Annotated in this window: 15 protein-coding genes; 12 read left to right on the top strand and 3 right to left on the bottom strand. The window is 32.7% G+C overall.

The features are described 5' to 3' along the window. Positions 1-49 precede the first annotated feature (49 nt). The 12 genes from AC2A1C_RS00380 to AC2A1C_RS00325 all read left to right on the top strand — a co-directional run bounded on the left by AC2A1C_RS00380 (position 50) and on the right by AC2A1C_RS00325 (position 12,918). Positions 50-769 (top strand): pirin family protein, encoded by a 720-nt coding sequence (locus AC2A1C_RS00380; RefSeq protein WP_484022369.1) that lies wholly within the window; start codon positions 50-52, stop codon positions 767-769. Positions 770-850: 81 nt separating this feature from the next. Further along, complete coding sequence (locus tag AC2A1C_RS00375) at positions 851-1,390, top strand: NADPH-dependent FMN reductase (RefSeq protein WP_484022367.1); 540 nt, start codon at positions 851-853, stop codon at positions 1,388-1,390. Positions 1,391-1,703: 313 nt separating this feature from the next. Next, positions 1,704-2,696: a phosphoribosylformylglycinamidine cyclo-ligase gene (gene purM, locus AC2A1C_RS00370; protein WP_484022365.1), complete on the top strand. Its 993-nt coding sequence runs from the start codon at positions 1,704-1,706 to the stop codon at positions 2,694-2,696. Positions 2,697-2,776: 80 nt separating this feature from the next. Then, entirely contained in the window at positions 2,777-3,346 is a 570-nt protein-coding gene (gene purN / locus AC2A1C_RS00365) for a phosphoribosylglycinamide formyltransferase (RefSeq protein ID WP_484022363.1), read from the top strand. Between the two features lie 41 nt (positions 3,347-3,387). Then, the gene (locus AC2A1C_RS00360) at positions 3,388-3,804 is read left to right on the top strand and encodes an endonuclease domain-containing protein (RefSeq protein WP_484022361.1); all 417 of its coding nucleotides are present in this window, start codon (positions 3,388-3,390) and stop codon (positions 3,802-3,804) included. Between the two features lie 70 nt (positions 3,805-3,874). After that, a complete protein-coding gene (locus tag AC2A1C_RS00355; RefSeq protein WP_484022359.1) occupies positions 3,875-4,465 on the top strand; it encodes a GNAT family N-acetyltransferase in 591 nt (196 codons plus the stop codon). A 52-nt stretch (positions 4,466-4,517) separates the two neighbouring features. Continuing rightward, complete coding sequence (gene purH / locus AC2A1C_RS00350) at positions 4,518-6,032, top strand: bifunctional phosphoribosylaminoimidazolecarboxamide formyltransferase/IMP cyclohydrolase (protein ID WP_484022357.1); 1,515 nt, start codon at positions 4,518-4,520, stop codon at positions 6,030-6,032. An 85-nt stretch (positions 6,033-6,117) separates the two neighbouring features. Continuing rightward, the gene (gene purD, locus AC2A1C_RS00345) at positions 6,118-7,356 is read left to right on the top strand and encodes a phosphoribosylamine--glycine ligase (protein WP_484022355.1); all 1,239 of its coding nucleotides are present in this window, start codon (positions 6,118-6,120) and stop codon (positions 7,354-7,356) included. 117 nt (positions 7,357-7,473) lie between these two features. Next, entirely contained in the window at positions 7,474-9,003 is a 1,530-nt protein-coding gene (gene guaA, locus AC2A1C_RS00340; protein WP_484022353.1) for a glutamine-hydrolyzing GMP synthase, read from the top strand. A gap of 100 nt (positions 9,004-9,103) precedes the next feature. Continuing rightward, on the top strand, positions 9,104-10,183 hold the full coding sequence (locus tag AC2A1C_RS00335; protein WP_484022351.1) for a sensor histidine kinase: 1,080 nt from the start codon (positions 9,104-9,106) through the stop codon (positions 10,181-10,183). Continuing rightward, on the top strand, positions 10,176-10,853 hold the full coding sequence (locus tag AC2A1C_RS00330; protein WP_484022349.1) for a response regulator: 678 nt from the start codon (positions 10,176-10,178) through the stop codon (positions 10,851-10,853). The genes AC2A1C_RS00335 and AC2A1C_RS00330 overlap by 8 nt, the downstream gene beginning before the upstream one ends. 97 nt (positions 10,854-10,950) lie before the next feature. Further along, positions 10,951-12,918 (top strand): KUP/HAK/KT family potassium transporter, encoded by a 1,968-nt coding sequence (locus tag AC2A1C_RS00325; RefSeq protein ID WP_484022347.1) that lies wholly within the window; start codon positions 10,951-10,953, stop codon positions 12,916-12,918. Between the two features lie 96 nt (positions 12,919-13,014). On the opposite strand, the gene AC2A1C_RS00320 is transcribed toward AC2A1C_RS00325, so the two are convergent. From AC2A1C_RS00320 to AC2A1C_RS00310, 3 genes are all read right to left on the bottom strand, one after another. Next, positions 13,015-13,434 (bottom strand): hypothetical protein, encoded by a 420-nt coding sequence (locus AC2A1C_RS00320; RefSeq protein ID WP_484022345.1) that lies wholly within the window; start codon positions 13,432-13,434, stop codon positions 13,015-13,017. 518 nt (positions 13,435-13,952) lie between these two features. After that, positions 13,953-15,479, bottom strand: coding sequence for a glycosyltransferase family 39 protein (locus AC2A1C_RS00315; RefSeq protein ID WP_484022343.1), 1,527 nt, complete (start codon positions 15,477-15,479; stop codon positions 13,953-13,955). 109 nt (positions 15,480-15,588) lie between these two features. Then, positions 15,589-18,084 (bottom strand): cation-translocating P-type ATPase, encoded by a 2,496-nt coding sequence (locus AC2A1C_RS00310; protein WP_484022341.1) that lies wholly within the window; start codon positions 18,082-18,084, stop codon positions 15,589-15,591. Between the last annotated feature and the right edge of the window lie 149 nt (positions 18,085-18,233).

The following is an 18,233-nucleotide window of genomic DNA, read 5'->3' as shown; positions in this document are numbered from 1 at the left end:
GCTATTACTGAAATTTGCACCACAAAGTAAAAAATGAGATATTTTATTTATGAAAACAATTTATCATAAAGCAGAAAGCAGAGGATATGCAAATCATGGTTGGCTGAAAAGCTATCATACATTTAGTTTTAGTAATTATTATGATCCTGAAAGAACAAATTTTGGAGTTTTACGAGTTCTAAATGACGACTTTGTAGAAGGAAATATGGGTTTTGGGATGCATCCACATCGTGATATGGAGATTATTTCCGTTCCTTTGGAAGGAGATTTGCGACACGGAGATAATATGGGAAATTCCGGAATCATCAGAAATGGTGACATCCAAGTAATGTCTGCCGGAACTGGAATTATGCACAGCGAGGAGAACGCAGCGGATACACCTGTAAAATTTTTGCAGATCTGGGTAATTCCCAGAGAAAATGGAGTAGCGCCAAGATATGATCAAATAAATATCAGAGAAAAAGAAATCCGAAACGATTTTCAGCAAATTTTGTCGCCAAATCCAGATGATGAAGGAGTTTGGATTCATCAGGATGCTTGGTTTAATCTGGCAAAATTTGACAAAGGAACTTCAAAAAATTATAAATTGCACAAAGAAGGAAACGGAGTCTATGCTTTTGTAATTAAAGGAAAAGCAATAATTGCGGGAAAAGAACTTTCTGAAAAAGATGGACTCGGAATTTGGGAAACGGACAATTTAGATATTGAATCTTTAGATGATTCTGAAATTCTTTTAATGGAAATTCCAATGGAATTGCCAAAACTTTAAAAATATTTATATTATGACACCTTGTCAGGATTTTTTTTCTGGCAAGGTTTTGCTTATAAAATCGAAAAATCTTTAAAAAATATGAAAATACTGGCATTTGCAGGAAGTAGCTCAAGAGAGTCTATTAATAAAAAATTAGTAACGCATGTAGCAGATCAGTTTCAAAATCATGAAGTGGAAGTTCTTGATTTGCACGATTATGAAATGCCAATTTTTACCATTGATCGTGAAAATCATGACGGTATCCCAAATCTGGCTTTGGAATTTGCAGAAAAAATTGATGCTTCCGATTTATTGTTGATTTCTTTAGCAGAACACAACAGTACTTATACAGCAGCATTCAAGAATGTATTCGACTGGATTTCCAGAATAAAAGACCGCAAACATTTTGGAGAAAAACCTACTTTTCTTATGGCTACAGCTACCGGACCTGGTGGCGGAAAACATGTTTTGGCTGCTTTTGAAGCAAGATCGCCTTTCAGTGGTGCAAATATTTTGGAAACATTTTCATTGCCAAAATTCAAAGATAATTTTGAAGAAGGAAAAGGAATCATTAATGAAGAAAAACAAAAAGAATTAGAAAACAAAATTCAAAAAATAAAATCCGAACTGGATAATTAATTTAATTTTTGTAAATTTGTACAAAGTAAGAAAATGAAAAATAGGATAACGTTTAGCAATTTTCCACCTTGTAGTAAAGAGGTGAATAAATTTGACTCTAAAAGTGTCTGAAAAAATACGGCCGATAATCTGCAAGATTGTCGGCTTTTTTATTTAAGAAAGTTTGAAGTAAATCAATAAAGATTCTGAAAATTTCAGTTTTCAGAGAAAATGAAAGTAAAGTAATGAAACGTAAAGTATTCCGGAAAAGGAGGTTTTCTACTATATAGTGTAAAACTATCTTTTTTCGGAATGCTTTTTTAAAATTTTGAAAATGAATAATACATATAAATCAGCAGGTGTAGATAAAGAAGAAGGGTATAAAACTGTTGACAAAATAAAAAAAGCAGTAGGCGAAACCCATAATCCGAATGTATTGAACCATCTTGGAAGTTTTGGGGCATTCTATGAAATCGGTGGATACAAAAATCCGGTTTTGGTTTCCGGAACAGATGGAGTAGGAACTAAGCTAAAAATAGCATTAGATACCAAAAAATATGATTCTATTGGTATAGACTGTTTTGCGATGTGTGCTAATGATATTTTGTGTCATGGTGCAAAACCCTTATTTTTCTTAGATTATTTAGCTTGTGGAAAATTAGATTCTGAAATTGCTGCAGAAATAGTGTTAGGAATGGTGAAAGCATGTAAAGATAATAATTGCGCATTAATTGGTGGTGAAACAGCCGAAATGCCCGGAATGTACCAGCCTGGAGATTACGATGTTGCGGGTTTTTGTGTCGGGATTGTAGAAAAGGATCAAATTATAGATGGTTCCCAAATAAAAAAAGGAGATAAAATTATTGCTTTGCCAAGCTCGGGATTTCACTCTAACGGGTTTTCTTTGGTGAGGAAAATATTTCCTGATTTTGAAGAAGAATTTGAAGGAAAACCTTTGTATGAAACGTTATTGGTTCCTACCAAGTTGTATTATCAAGACATTCATAAATTATTAGAAGAAATAAAAATATACGGAATTGCCCATATTACGGGAGGCGGTTTATACGAAAATATACCAAGAATTATTCCTGATGGATTGTGTGCAAACATAGATGCCTCTAAAATTAAAATTCCAAGTATCATGTTAGAGCTTGAAAAAAGAGGAAATATTGCCCGTGAAGAAATGTTTGGTACATTTAATATGGGTGTTGGAATGGTTGTAGTAGTAGATGCAGAGCATGCAGAAAAAGTATTGCATCTTTCGGATGATGCTTATGAAATTGGTGAAATAGTTAAAGGAAACGAAAAGATAAATCTTTCTATTTAATGTACATATAGCAATATAACAGCTTACCAATTTGAAAATATTGTTACATTGTTAGACTGATACATTGTTACATTAATAATATGAAAAACATAGTTGTACTCGTTTCCGGGTCAGGAACCAATCTTCAAAGAATCATTGACAGTATCGATAATAATGAAATTCAGAATGCAAAAATCAATCTGGTGGTTGCAGACAGAGAATGTTATGGTTTGGAAAGAGCTCAAAATCACAATTTGGAAAACATATTAATTCCCAGAGGAAAAAACTTCAGCAATGAATTAAGTAAAATAATTCCATCGAACACTGATCTTATTGTTTTAGCAGGATTTCTATCTATTTTAAAGCCTGAATTTTGTGAAAATTGGGAAGGTAAAATTATAAATATTCACCCTGCTTTATTGCCTAAATACGGAGGAAAAGGAATGTGGGGAATGAATGTTCATAATGCCGTAATTGAGGCTAAAGAAAAAGAAAGCGGGGCAACTGTACATTTCGTTACTTCTGGTATTGATGAAGGTGAAATTATTATTCAGGCTAAGGTTGAAATTACAGAAAATGATACGCCGGAAATTTTAGCCCAAAAAATTTACCAACTTGAGTATGAAATTTTCCCGAAAGCTATTAATAAAATCCTAAATTTTCCCCTCTAAAAAGAGGGGTGCCGAAAGGCGGGGTGTGTAAAATTTGATAAATGGAAAAAAAGAGCTTAACATACATTTATGGAATTGAAGTTTTCCGAAGAAAAATAGTTACACTTCCTAAAAACAAAGAACTTTTGACAAAAGCAAGAAGTTTGAGAAAAGGATATGTACTTTCTGAAGTAATTTTTTGGAAGCAAGTAAGGAATAAAGAGTTTCATAATATAGATTTTGACAGGCAAAGAATTATAGGAAACTACATAGTGGATTTTTACATAAAGTCTTTAGGAGTAGTAATAGAAATAGATGGTACCAGTCATGATGATAAAGAGGAATATGATGATAAAAGACAACAATTTTTAGAATCTTTAGATTTAAAAATTTTTAGAATTTCAGATTTTAGGATTAAAAACGACATAGTGAACGTGATGAAGGAACTGGAAGATTTTATTATTGATCATTTTTCATAACATATCTAACACCCCGCCTTCGGCACCCCTCTTTCAAAAGAGGGGAATGCGTGAAACACAAATATAGAGTATGATAGATTTAACAAAAGAATATATTTTAGAAAACGATAAAGTTCTTTTACGTCCGTTAGAAGAGTTAGATTTTGATTTATTATTAGAATATTCTGAGAATGAACCGGAAATATGGCAGTTCAATGCATTAGGACCAAACAGTCGTGAAAATTTAAGAAGATACATTTCAACGGCTTTAAAAAATAAAGAAAATAAAACGGATTATCCTTTTATTGTTTTCGACAAAGAAAGCCAGAAAGCTATCGGAAGTACCAGATTTTATCTGATAAACGAATACAATAAAACCCTTGAAATAGGATTTACTTGGTACGGAAAAAAATATCAGGGAACTCATGTTAATAAAAACTGTAAATATCTGATGTTGGAATTTGCATTTGAAATATGGGAAGTAGAAAGAGTAGGTTTTCGAGCTAATAATCTGAATAATAGGAGTATTGCGGCGATGAAGAGTATTGGTTGTGTAGAAGAAGGAGTGATGAGAAATTTTGCTTTTGATGCAAAAGGAAATCGGATAGACGCAATAGTTTTAAGTATTATCAGAAATGAATGGTTTGGTTCTGTAAAAGAAAATTTAAGAAATAAGATTTAACAAAATCTTTTAAGGCTTAATTAAGTATTGAATAATAAAAAGAAAATATAAAATGAAGAAACGAGCATTGATAAGTGTTTCGGACAAAAACGGATTAACAGATTTTGCAAAATTTTTGGAAGACCAAAATTATGAACTGATTTCTACAGGAGGAACGTTCAAACATTTGAAAGATTCGGGATTAAACCCGATTCAGATTGATGAAATTACCAGTTTTCCTGAAATGTTAGATGGAAGAGTAAAAACATTGCATCCAAAAGTCCATGGTGGACTTTTGGCGGTTCGCTCCAATGAAGAACACATGAAAACCGTTCAGCAGCATGAAATTGGCTTGATAGATATGGTGATTGTGAATCTTTATCCATTTTTTGAAAATGTGAGTAAAGATATTTCTTTGCAAGAAAAGGTAGAATTTATCGATATTGGCGGACCTTCAATGCTTCGTTCGGCAGCTAAAAATTTTGAATCTGTAACGGTGATTACAGATGTTGAAGATTATGCTAAAATTCAGCAGGAAATAGAAGAAACCGGAAACTCTAAACCCGAAACCAGAAAGCAGCTCGCAGGAAAAGTTTTCAATCTTACCTCTGCTTACGATGCAGCCATTTCCAAAATGCTTTTGGACGAAGAATATCCAACATATCTTAATGCTTCTTACAAAAAAGTTTCAGATTTAAGATATGGTGAAAATCCGCATCAGTCGGCTGCGTATTATGTTTCTACTTCCGAAAACGGGGCAATGAAAGATTTTGAAATTTTGGGAGGTAAAGAATTGTCTTTCAATAATATTCGTGACATGGATCTTTGTTGGAAAGTGGTGAATGAATTTAAAAATGAAATGGCTTGTTGTGCCGTAAAACATTCTACACCATGCGGAGTTGCAATAGGTAGTTCCGCTTTAGAAACCTATCAGAAAACTTTTGAATGTGATCCCGTTTCCATTTTTGGAGGAATTATCGGGATGAATTACAAAGTGGATGCAGCAACAGCAGAAGAGCTTAATAAAACGTTCCTTGAAATTGTAATGGCAACAGATTTTGATGAAAACGCCTTAGAAATTTTAAGAAAAAAGAAAAATGTAAGGATTATAAAAATTAAAAATCCGGTTTTGGATAAACAAACTTGGGTAAAAGTAGATGGCGGTATTTTGGTTCAGGATAATGACAATCAATTTTCTGAAGATATAAAGGTGGTTACCGAAATTCAGCCTACAGAAGATCAAAAGAAAGCACTATTGTTTGCACAAAGAGTGGTAAAATATGTAAAATCAAATGCTATTGTGGTTTCAAACGGAGTTCAGGCTTTAGGAATCGGAGGCGGACAAGTAAACCGAATTTGGGCAACTCAACAAGCTGTGGAAAGAGCAAAAGAAAAATTTTCGGGAAATTTGGTTTTGGCTTCCGATGCGTTTTTTCCGTTTAGTGATGTCGTAGATTTTTGCGCCAAAGAAAATATTGAAGCAATCATTCAGCCGGGAGGAAGTGTAAAAGACCAAGACAGTATAGATGCGGCCAATGAACACAAAATTCCAATGATGTTTACGGGAATGAGACATTTCCTTCATTAAAAATAATGAGAAACTGTCAAAAATCACTTTGAAATATCCTGCTCAAAACGTATTTTTGAGAATTAAAATAATTACATTATAAAATATGAAAGTATTAATTGTAGGTAACGGTGGGAGAGAGTCCGCTCTCGCATGGAAACTGAAAGATGATTCGAGAATTTCCAAAATGTATTTTGCAAAAGGAAACGCTTCTACGGATAATTGGGGAAAAAATGTTTATGAAAACGATATAGTTGCACTTCGTAATTTTGCTCTTAGAGAAAAGATAGATCTTACGATTGTAGGTCCGGAAGCTCCTTTGGTAGAAGGTTTGGTAGATGATTTTAAAAATCATAATCTTTTGGTTTTTGGGCCAAAAAAGCGTGCTGCCGAACTGGAAGGAAGCAAGGCTTTTTCTAAAAAATTCATGCAAGCCAACGGAATTAAAACTGCAAAAGCAGAAATTTTTGATGCTTACAATGATGCTATAAAATATGTAGAAAATCAGGAATTTCCTTTAGTAATAAAAGCAAGTGGACTTGCCGGTGGAAAAGGAGTGGTAATTTGTGATGATCTGGATGAAGCAAAATCTGTGATCCGTTCTTTTATGATTGACAGAATTCATGGAGATGCTGGAATTCAGCTTATTATTGAGGAATATCTCGACGGTTTTGAGGCTTCCGTAATTGCTTTTTCCAATGGAAAAAATTTATTTCCATGTATTCCTGTGAAAGATTATAAAAGAGCCGGAAATGGAGACAAAGGAAACAATACAGGAGGAATGGGAACAGTAGCTCCAAGTCCGCAATTTACCGCAGAACATATGGCAGATTTTACAGAAAATATTCTAAAACCTACCATTGCCGGATTAGAGTCTCAGAAACTTCAGTTTAAAGGAGTAATTTTCTTTGGCTTGATGGTGACTTCGAAAGGTGTTTATCTTTTGGAATATAACATGAGATTCGGAGATCCTGAAACTCAGGTTTTGATGCCGCTTTTGGAGAATAATCTTTTAGATGTAATCCACGATTGTCTTGAAGGAAAAGAGATAAACTTGAAATTCAAAGACGAAAAAGCAGTTTGTCTTGTAATGTGTTCCGGAGGTTATCCCGGAAAATATGAAATCGGCTATGAAGTAAAACATATCGACAGAGTAAAGAATAGTCAGGTATTTTTTGCAGGAGCTTCCAGACAGGGAGATAGCATTATTACAACCGGAGGAAGAGTTTTAAATCTTGTTGCTACCGGAAAAACCTATGAAGAAGCTCGTAAAAAAGTATATGAAGATGTGGTTTCTGTTCAGTATGATTATGAATACTACAGAGAAGATATTGGTAAGTTTTAAATATGCCCCGAAAAAATCGGGGCTTTTTATTTTTCTAACGGCTGCGAAATAAGGAATAGTTTTTTAAAATTTTTGTAGTCAAAAAAATTAACAGTTATTTTATCATTTTATACAACAATGCAAAACGGAATTATCATTTTAGATTTTGGTTCACAATACAACCAGCTTATTGCCAGAAGAATAAGAGATTTTGGAGTATATTCGGAAGTGTTGCCATTCAATACAGCTTTATCAGAAATTCTTGAAAAAAAGCCGGTAGGTATTATTCTTTCCGGTGGTCCAAGTTCTGTGAATGCAGAAGAAGCTCATTTGGTAGATAAAGAAATTTTTGATTTAGGAATTCCGGTTCTGGGAATTTGCTATGGAATGCAGCTCACGGCTCATCTTTTGGGTGGAAAGGTAAAAAAAGGAACAAAAGGTGAATACGGAAAAGCCAATTTTGAAATTTTGAAATCCAATTCTGTCTTGTCCGGAATTTCCAAAAATTCTACGGTTTGGATGAGTCATTTTGATGAAGTGGAAACCGTTCCCGAAGGTTTTGAAATCTCCGGAAAATCGGATGTAATTGCAGCAATGGCAAATGAAAACAAAAATATTTTTGCATTTCAGTTTCATCCTGAGGTTTCACATACGGAAGAAGGCGCAAAAATGCTTGAAAACTTTGTTTTTCATGTTTGTAAAGCTGAAAAAAACTGGAAATTAACCAATTATATTGAAAGGACGATAGACGAAATCCGTGAAAAAGTCGGGAACGAAAAAGTAATTCTTGGGCTTTCCGGAGGTGTGGATTCTTCTGTAGCAGCCGTTCTTATTCATAAAGCGATTGGTGACCAATTGAATTGCATTTTTGTAGATACTGGACTTTTAAGAAAAGACGAAGGCAAAAAAGTAATGGAAAATTATGGTGAGCATTTTCACATGAATATCAAAATGGTAGATGCATCGGAAAGATTTCTTTCCAAATTGGCCGGAATTTCCGATCCGGAACAAAAAAGAAAAATTATCGGAAATGAATTTATCTCTGTTTTCGATGAAGAATCGCACCAATTCGAGGGTGCAAAATTTTTAGCACAAGGAACGATCTATCCCGATGTTATTGAATCTCAGTCTGTAAAAGGACCATCTGCTGTTATCAAATCTCATCATAATGTAGGTGGACTTCCGGAAGAAATGAAACTTGAACTTTTGGAACCGCTTCGTGAACTTTTCAAAGATGAAGTAAGAAAAGTAGGCGAAGAATTGGGAATTCCGCATCATTTGGTTTACAGACATCCGTTTCCTGGTCCTGGTTTAGGAATCAGAATTTTAGGTGAAGTAGGTGCTGAAAAAGTAAAGATTTTGCAGGAAGCCGATGATATTTTCATTGAAGAATTATACAAACATGATTTATACGAGAAAGTTTCGCAGGCTTTTGTGGTTTTGCTTCCGGTAAAATCAGTTGGAGTTATGGGAGACGAAAGAACGTATGAATATACTGCGGCTGTTCGTTCTGCTAATACTATAGATTTTATGACGGCAACATGGAGCAGACTTCCTTACGATTTTTTGGAAATTGTGTCCAACAGAATTATCAATGAAGTTCGGGGAATTAATAGAGTTGTGTATGATATTTCCAGCAAGCCACCTGCAACAATTGAATGGGAATAAATACAATATAAACTGTCTTTTTTTGAGGCAGTTTTTTATGTAAAATTTTATAAAATCTTTATATCGGTTTGATTATTTTTATAGTTTCAAAGAATAAACCGTGAATATCTCAGAAACCCGGAAATTACCCCATTCATTGCAATACATTATAAGTATTGCTGTGGTTTTTATTATTTCCATCGTATGTTTTTCAGTAAAAGGAATAGTAAGTTATAGAACAGTTGCCCTTATTTTATTGATGACAGTTTCCGTTTTGGCAATGCTATTCGATATTTTTCCGGTATTGATATCTGCAATTTTGAGCGCTTTCATTTGGAATTATTTTTTTATTCCTCCATTATTTACTTTCAATATTAATAATACTGAAGATACGCTCATGTTTTTATCATATTTTATAATTGCTTTGTTGAACACCATTCTTACTTTCAATATAAAAAAATCTGAAAAAAAAGCGAGAGATAATGAAGAAAAAGAACATACAATAAAACTATACAACACGCTTTTTAATTCTCTTTCCCATGAATTGCGAACACCTATTTCTGCTATAATAGGTTCTGTAGATGTATTAAAAGAAAATAATAATCAACTTTCAGAATTACAGAAAAACGATTTATTGGGTGAAATAGGAAAAGCTGGGTTGAGATTGAACAGACAGGTAGAAAATATACTGAATATGAGCCGGCTGGAAAGTGGAATTTTGAAACCGAAAGCCGATTGGTGCGAAATAAATGAACTTATCCATTCCATTATTCAAAAAGTGACAATAAATAATGGATCTGAAATTATATTTGCACCTAATGAACATCTACCGCTTTTTAAAATTGATACCGGTTTTACAGAACAGATATTGCTGAATATCTTGCATAATGCTATCCAATATACGCCAAATGGAAGCAAAATCGAAATTTCAGTTAAAGAAGAAAATGGAAAATGCGTTATCACGATTTCTGATAATGGTAACGGTTTTCCTGAAAATGAAATTTCAAAAGTTTTTGAAAAATTTTATCGATTGCCTGGTTCTAAATCAGGAGGAAGCGGTTTGGGACTTTCCATTGCAAAAGGTTTTGCAGAAGCGCAGAATGGAATCGTAAAACTTGAAAATAATCCTGATGGTGGTGCAAAATTTACGATTACAATTCCGTCGGAATTATCCTATATTAATAATCTAAAAAATGAGTAAAACCGAGATTTTAGTTATAGATGATGAACCGCAAATTAGGAAACTTCTTGAGATCACTCTGGAAAGTAACGGCTATAAAGTAAGGCTTGCAGAAACTGGAAAAGAAGGAATTATTTTGTCTGCCAATCATCCTCCTGAACTTATTCTTCTTGATATAGGTTTGCCGGACAAAAATGGACATGAAGTTCTCAAAGAATTGCGCCTATGGTACAACAAAGCTATTATTATCCTTTCTGTACAAAATGGAGAGGAAGATATTGTGAATGCTTTGGATAATGGTGCTACTGATTATCTTTCAAAACCTTTTCGTACAGCAGAGTTATTAGCAAGAATACGTTCTGCAATCAGAAAGAATGAGCCGGTTTCAGTTTCTAATATTATAGAAATTGGCAATCTGCAGATTAATTTATCTGCGAGAACTGTTTTTAGAAATGGAGAAATTCTCAAACTCACTTCTACAGAATTCAATTTACTGGCTCTTTTTGCTAAGAATGAAGGAAGCGTTATGACACATCAAATTATATTAAAAGAAGTTTGGGGAGTTGCTTATCAGACAGAGACACAGTATCTTAGGGTTTTTGTAGGGAGTTTACGAAAAAAAATAGAAGACAATCCGAATCAACCAATACATATTATTACTGAAAGTGGTATCGGTTATCGTTTTCAATAAGGTGTTTCATCTTTATATTTTCTTTATATCTTCTTTTTAATTTTTATATTTCACTAATGCTTTTTGAAACAATTTTGCATTATAAAATTTTAAAAAAATGCAAAAGCAAAATGATTTATCCCTTCAAAAAGTAACAGCCGCTTCTTTGCTAGTAGCACTCGGAATTATTTATGGAGATATAGGAACCAGTCCGCTGTATGCACTTCGTGCCGTTATTGGTGATCGTCCTATTACAGAAATTTTGGTTTATGGAGGAGTTTCCTGTATTTTCTGGACACTTCTGATTCAGACTACCGCAAAATATATTTGGCTTACATTAAAAGCAGATAATGATGGAGAAGGTGGTATTTTTTCACTTTATGCATTGGTTCGCAGATACGGAAAAAAACTTGTAATTCCTACCATTCTCGGTGCAACTACATTATTGGCTGATGGTATTATTACGCCTCCTATTTCCGTATCTTCTGCAATTGAGGGTTTGAATTCGGTAAAGGGATTGGAAAAAATCATTGTTCCCGGAAATGGTATTACCATCGGAATCGTGATTTTTATACTTTCAGTATTATTTTTTTTTCAACGTTTCGGAACCGAAAAAATAGGAAGATTTTTCGGACCAATTATGTCAATATGGTTCACAATGCTTCTTGTTGTAGGAAGCATAGCTATTACCAAACATCCCGAAATTATAAAAGCACTGAGTCCACATTATGCATACGAATTGCTTACTCAATATCCGAAAGGTTTTTGGCTTTTAGGAGCTGTATTTTTATGTACCACTGGTGCAGAAGCATTGTATTCGGATTTGGGACATTGCGGAATTAAAAATATCAGAATTACATGGATTTTTGTAAAAATGAGCTTAATAGTTAATTATTTAGGGCAAGCTGCATGGATGATGCATCAGAATAGTAATGTTTTGGATGGCAGAAATCCATTTTTTGAAATTATTCCGAATGGTTTTTTAATTCCGAGTATTATTATTGCCACTTCAGCTACTATTATTGCTTCACAGGCTTTAATAAGCGGATCTTTTACATTAATCAGCGAAGCTATTAACCTGAATTTTTACCCAAGAGTAAAAGTGCGCCAACCAACCGAAATGAAAGGGCAGGTTTATATTCCGAGCATTAATACTATTCTTTGGTTTGGCTGTATTCTGATGATTTTATACTTTAAAGAATCCGGACATATGGAAGCAGCTTACGGTTTTTCCATTACAATTGCTATGATGATGACAACTTATCTGCTTGGTTTTTTCCTTATCTATAAGCTAAAATGGAATAAATTTATAGTATTTGCAATTTTGGCAGTTTTTGTTTTGGTAGAAACATCTTTCTTTGTTGCAAACGTGGCTAAAATTAAGGAAAGATGGATGTTCCTGTTTTTTGAATTGTTTATTTTCCTTACAATGTATGTTTGGTATTATGCCAGAAAAATCAATAACCGTTTTACTCATTTTGTAGATTTAGGAAAATATGCAGAAAAAATCAAAGAACTGAGCTCAGATAGAGAAATTCCAAAATTTTCTACTCATCTTATTTATCTTACAAAAGCCAATCGAAGACATGAAGTGGAGGAGAAGATCATCAAATCAATATTTGCAAAAAAACCTAAACGTGCTGATGTATATTGGTTTATCCATATCAATTATATAGAAACACCTTATACCCTTTCTTATGATGTAACCGAACTTATAGATGATAAGCTTATAAAAATCAATATCAATGTTGGCTTCAAAATTCAACCGAAAACAGAAATGTATTTCAAAAAAATTGTGCAAGAATTAGTGAAAAATAAAGAACTGAATCTTCACATTCATCCTGATGGTTCCACTAAATATAACGACGAGCCCGACTTCAAGTTTATTGTTATTGAAAAATTTCTTTCAGTGGAAAATGAATTTGCACTTCGCGAAGGTATTCTCCTGAACTCTTACTTCTTTCTGAAAAAAATGGCACAAAGTGATAATGATGCCTTCGGACTTGATAAAAACGATGTTGAAGTAGAACATGCACCATTGATTTATCAACCTGTAACTAAATTTGAATTGATAAGAAAAATTTAATAAATATGAATGTCCAATTTTTCAGATTACAAATTGGAATTACAATTATCGTATTATTTTTAATGTGCTGATCAATAAGATTGCTAATTTTAAATACTATTTAATTTTTGCTTTGAAGTAGCCTTCCATTTTTTTGAGATGATTATCCATAATTTTGCAAGAATAATTTACATATCCGAAAATGCTATCATTCTTTTTGTAGCTTTTCTTATCTACAATTACTTTTTGATCTATTAAAGGATATTCTACATATTTCTGTTCATTTTTTAATGTTTTGGGATCTACATTTGTGATGATGTATTTTCCCTCAAAAATTTTGATCAGTATTCCGTTTCCGTAATAGCTGTTGTTGTTATTGATGAGAATATGTAGAGTATCCTTTGTATATTTTGCCTCGCATTTATAGTTATCAAAATAAATAGATCGACCATCATCATATCTTCTAAATGTATTGCTGGAAGAGTTAGAAACAGAAACAGTTTGCAATACGGAAGCAGTTCTGGTTTTGCTTTCCATCTTTTCGTTTCCATAATTTTTGGTTTCAGGAAGATGGGAAAGTTTCTTTATTGCAACATTTTCTTTTATCTTTTGATCTATTATCGGTCAATCAAAATCTTTGTCTTCTGTTTTTTCGTTACAGCTAAATGTAATTGCCAATAAAATGTAATAGTATCGAAACATCATTTGCATTTAAAACTATTGTGGATATTACTTTCTTTCGTTAAAAACTATTTGCAGACTATCATTTACTCTTTTAATTTCATTAAATATATTTTCCATTTTATTGTCTTGCTGAGAAATTGTAGATTTATTATTTATTAAAAGAATGTGATATAAAAAATTTATTGAGGTCATAACTTAACTTCATATTTAAAAATCCTTATAAACAGGGAGTTTGTCATTCCGTAGGAATCTAAATAATCTTTGTAGAGATGCTTTCAGCATGACAAATTTCGAGCATATTTTTGTAATTTATAGAAAATCAAAATTGTAAATATATAATAGTATGTAATTAAACTATGACATCAAAAATTTTATTTTCTGTTTTTCACTTCGTCAATTTCACTTTTAAGTCTCGGATTGATGTCTATTTTAGCATTTTCAAAACTAAAAATCACTGTTCCGAATTCCCTTGCATATTTATTAGTAATAGAATCTTCCATTTTAGAATTATGAAAAAATGGCGAAGTTTCCTGAAGTTCGGTATTTCTTCCGGAACGTTCTTTCACACGAATCAAGTTTGCATATTTTTTATTGAGATCAAACCAATTGAGATAATCTGCATTGAAAGAAACTGCACGTATTCTGTATTTTGAATAGAAATTGATGGCTCCGGTTTGTCCGTAATTGTCACATAAGATTAAAGTATTTTCACGATTTGGTAATTTAGAATAAATGCGATCTACTTTTTTTGCAAGTTCTTTCCAGCCGAGCATATCTGCAAAATCTTGTGGAAGCTGATGATTTTTTCCGTCTTCCCAACGCAGCATTCCGAGTTTTTTGTATTTTTCATTGTGATGAATAATGTATTCCGGAGTTTTGTTTGGAAATGCAAAATCATAAATAAATGCAAAGAAAATGACTGGAAATGCTATAAGAATAATTTTGAAAATAATTGCAGATTTTCGATTTAGGATTTGAGATACATATACTGCTCCGAAAGCAATATAAACAGGATATAAACCAATAGTGTAATAATCTTTTGCCTTGAAATAGACAAAGACCATTATTGTGAAAATAAAAGTCCAGAAAATGAACCTGAATTTTTCAAAATTTTTATAAAAAAGAAGAGCATATAATCCGACAAGAATGATAAAAATTTCGCCAAAAAAGAATAAAATCTGAGATTTGAAGAATTCTATTCGGTCTACATTTACAAGTTGTGTTCGGGCTAATTCATTCATGTGATGGATGACAGGAAAACCATTGTAATACTGCCATATCAGATTGGGCAAAATGAGTAGCAAAGCCAATACAATTGCGAAATAGGTTTTCTTTTCGAGGAATATTTTTCTTTGTGAAGTGGATATCAGTCCAGCAAATAATCCTATAATTAAAAAAGCAATATTGTATTTATTTAAGAAGGCTAATGCAAATACAATTGCTGAAAAGTAGAGCCATTTTATTTTTTCGGTATTAAAAAAATATTTTATCAACGTAAAAAATAGAGTAGTCCACAAAAGAGCATCCAAAGAATTTGGCTGGTAGAGTGTATTTAGCCGCAAAAAAACAGAAAATAAAATGCCTGTTGCAGAAAGAATTTGTGCAAATAAATCACCTTTTAGTTCTTCAACAGTTTTCCAAACAACCAAAATGGTTAATGCTCCAAATAATGCAGGGAAAAATTTTATCCAAAAATATCCGTTTCCTAATAATTTAATGATATATGAAATCCAAGAAGTAACCGGCGGAACAGACAAATATCCCCATGCTAAATGATTGCTCTGATCCAGATGCAAATATTCGTCTCTGTGTAAATCATATCCTGAATCGATAAGAGAATACTGAATCAAAAATTTTAAAATTATGAACCCTAAAAGGATGAGCGTTTTTCTTGACATTCAAAGGTTTTTAAAAATTATAAAATCGGGAAAACGCGATGAAACTTCTATTTTTTTGTGTAATATTCATATGTTTTTCAAAATTAAGCTATTAATGCTAATGATGCATTCAATTTTTTAGCCTTTTGATCCATTTTACGATTTCAAACCAAACCACAGAAATAAAACCAACACCAACACTTATTAAAAGTTGTTGAAAATCTAAAGTTCTGAACTTAAAAAAATCTGTAAATGGTGAAAGATAAAGCATTGAAATACAAAGCAAAACGGTAATTGCAATTATTCCCGGAATCCAATTGTTTTTATATTTCAAAGTTGTAAAAAATGAATAATAAAATGATCGATTAACCAGCGTCAAAAAAATATTGGCTGAAACTAATGTGATGAAGACCATCGTTCGTGTTGTAATTTCATCCCAATTATTATGAACCGAATAATTATAAATGCTAAGTGTTCCTATTGTAATTGCAATTCCTTGTATTATGCTGGTTGTCAATTCTTTCAAATTGAAAAAAGTAGTTGTGAAAGGACGAGGTTTTACAGACATTGCATTTTTTTCAATCGGCTCATTTTCATAAATAATGGAACAAGTCGGCCCCATAATTAATTCCAGAAAAATAATGTGAATAGGAGAGAAGATATTCGGGAATTTCCAGCCTAAAGCCAAAGGAATAAAAACCGTCAAAATAATTGGAATATGAATGGAAATAATATATTGGATGGCTTTTTTGAGATTGGTATAGATTCTTCTTCCCATTGCTACTGCATCCACCATTTTAGAAAGATCGTCTTCCAGCAAAATGAGTGAAGCAGCTTGTTTTGCAATTTCAGTTCCTTTATGTCCCATTGCAATTCCGATGTGAGCGGATTTCAATGCAGGCCCGTCATTTACTCCATCTCCGGTCATGGCTACAATTTTTTGTTCGGACTTTAAAGCGTTTACAATTTTTAATTTTGCTTCCGGAAACATTCTGCAAAAAATATTGTTTTTTTGGACAGCAATTTTAAAATTTTCCTCTGATAATTGCATCAATTCATCACCGGAAATACTGTTTTCATACCCTTTAAAATTGATTTGTTTAGCAATAGCAGCAGTGGTTGTTTTATTATCTCCCGTAATAATTTTGACCTCTATTCCTGCCTGATAAAAATTTTCTAAAACCAGAGAAATATTTTCTTTCGGAGGATCATAAAATGCAACCAATCCTCTAAATACAAATGGTAAATCCTGTTGTTTTTCAGGTAAAGTTTCTTTGAAAAAACTTTCGCCAACAGCTAAAATCCTGTATCCGTCAATGGCGATGGTTTGTATCGTGTTATAGATTTTTTCCTTTTCTATTTCTGTTAAATGGCAAAGACTAATAATTGCTTCGGGAGCTCCTTTTGCTGCAATAATTTGGTTATGATTTTCGTTCTCAAAAACGTGAGTCATCATTGGTGGTTTTCCTTCCAGTGGATATTCGTGGGATAAATGATAAAAAGGGCGCTCATCATTTTCAAAAATTTCGCTATAGGCTTGATGGAGAGCTATTTCCATAGGATCAAAAGGAATAGGTTCACTTGCCCACATTGCAATTTTCATGAGTTCTTTTTCGGCTTCATCTTTTATTTCTGAAGGATTAATAATTTTTTGATTTTCAAGAGTATAAATTTTTGCGAGACTCATTTTGTTTTCAGTGAGTGTTCCGGTTTTATCGGTACAAATAACAGAAGCACTTCCCAAAGTTTCCACTGTTTTTATTTGTTTTACCACTACTCCCAATTTCATCAATCTCCAAGCTCCCATTGCCATAAATGTGGTAAAGGCAACCGGAATTTCTTCCGGCAAAATGCTCATTGCCAAAGTGAGCGCTTTAAGCAAACTATCAATAACGAGGCGAGAATTGTAAAAATTGATTCCCCAAACAATAAGAAAAATGGCCAATCCTGCAATTACCATTTTTTTTACAAAATTATTGATCTGGATTTCAAGAGGTGTTTTTTCTTTCTTAATATTTTCGAGGCTTTTTCCGATTTTGCCTAATTGCGTATTGTTTCCAATTTGGGTTACTTTTACTATGGCTATTCCGGTAACTACTGTTGTTCCTTTAAAAATGAAAGGTTCTTTTGCATTTTTATCTTTTGAAATGGGTAAAGATTCACCGGTAAGTATGGATTCGTTTACAGAAAAATCGGTGGAGTGAAGTATTTCTCCATCTGCTGCAATCAGTGTTCCTTCTTCTACAATGAGAGCATCACCAAGAACGAGATCTTCGCTTTTGATCTCTTCGGTTTTCCCGTTTCGGATCACTTTACAGTTGGGCTGAATAAATTCCTGCAATTTTTCCAACGCATTATGACTTCGTGTATCCTGAAAAAATGAAATTCCTGCAACTATAAAAATGGCAGCAATCAAAAATAAAGCATCATTGAATTCTCCGCTAATAAAATAAATAAATGTAGCAACCAATAATAAGATAATCATCGGTTCTTTTATGATACTGAGAAATGTAGTCAGGAGAAAATTTTCTTTTTTGAAGTTTAATTGATTTTTGCCAAACTCTTTTCTGGATTGGATAATTTGCTCATCAGAGAGGCCGTTTATTTTAAAATTTTCTGTTGGCATACTATTTTTAACGGCTATTTGTATTTTAACGAATCAAATTAAAACTCCATATAAATTTAATCAAATTATTTTATGAAATTAAGTGCTTGTTCAAATTTTAAATCTATTTTTAACATTAAGCAACCTTTAGGTTCGACAAAATCAAATTA

Source organism: Chryseobacterium sp. HNCC26DJ241, from assembly GCF_057180505.1.
Note: the sequence above shows the minus strand (reverse complement) of the source record. Positions and strands in the feature narration are given on the sequence as shown.

Excerpts from the sequence above, each read along its gene's own strand:
- purD (WP_484022355.1), top strand. The coding sequence starts at position 6,118 with ATGAAAGTATTAATTGTAGGTAACGGTGGGAGAGAGTCCGCTCTCGCA.
- AC2A1C_RS00310 (WP_484022341.1), bottom strand. The coding sequence starts at position 18,084 with ATGCCAACAGAAAATTTTAAAATAAACGGCCTCTCTGATGAGCAAATT.
- guaA (WP_484022353.1), top strand. The coding sequence starts at position 7,474 with ATGCAAAACGGAATTATCATTTTAGATTTTGGTTCACAATACAACCAG.
- purM (WP_484022365.1), top strand. The coding sequence starts at position 1,704 with ATGAATAATACATATAAATCAGCAGGTGTAGATAAAGAAGAAGGGTAT.
- AC2A1C_RS00315 (WP_484022343.1), bottom strand. The coding sequence starts at position 15,479 with ATGTCAAGAAAAACGCTCATCCTTTTAGGGTTCATAATTTTAAAATTT.
- AC2A1C_RS00360 (WP_484022361.1), top strand. The coding sequence starts at position 3,388 with ATGGAAAAAAAGAGCTTAACATACATTTATGGAATTGAAGTTTTCCGA.
- AC2A1C_RS00380 (WP_484022369.1), top strand. The coding sequence starts at position 50 with ATGAAAACAATTTATCATAAAGCAGAAAGCAGAGGATATGCAAATCAT.
- purN (WP_484022363.1), top strand. The coding sequence starts at position 2,777 with ATGAAAAACATAGTTGTACTCGTTTCCGGGTCAGGAACCAATCTTCAA.
- AC2A1C_RS00330 (WP_484022349.1), top strand. The coding sequence starts at position 10,176 with ATGAGTAAAACCGAGATTTTAGTTATAGATGATGAACCGCAAATTAGG.
- AC2A1C_RS00325 (WP_484022347.1), top strand. The coding sequence starts at position 10,951 with ATGCAAAAGCAAAATGATTTATCCCTTCAAAAAGTAACAGCCGCTTCT.
- AC2A1C_RS00355 (WP_484022359.1), top strand. The coding sequence starts at position 3,875 with ATGATAGATTTAACAAAAGAATATATTTTAGAAAACGATAAAGTTCTT.
- purH (WP_484022357.1), top strand. The coding sequence starts at position 4,518 with ATGAAGAAACGAGCATTGATAAGTGTTTCGGACAAAAACGGATTAACA.
- AC2A1C_RS00375 (WP_484022367.1), top strand. The coding sequence starts at position 851 with ATGAAAATACTGGCATTTGCAGGAAGTAGCTCAAGAGAGTCTATTAAT.
- AC2A1C_RS00320 (WP_484022345.1), bottom strand. The coding sequence starts at position 13,434 with ATGGAAAGCAAAACCAGAACTGCTTCCGTATTGCAAACTGTTTCTGTT.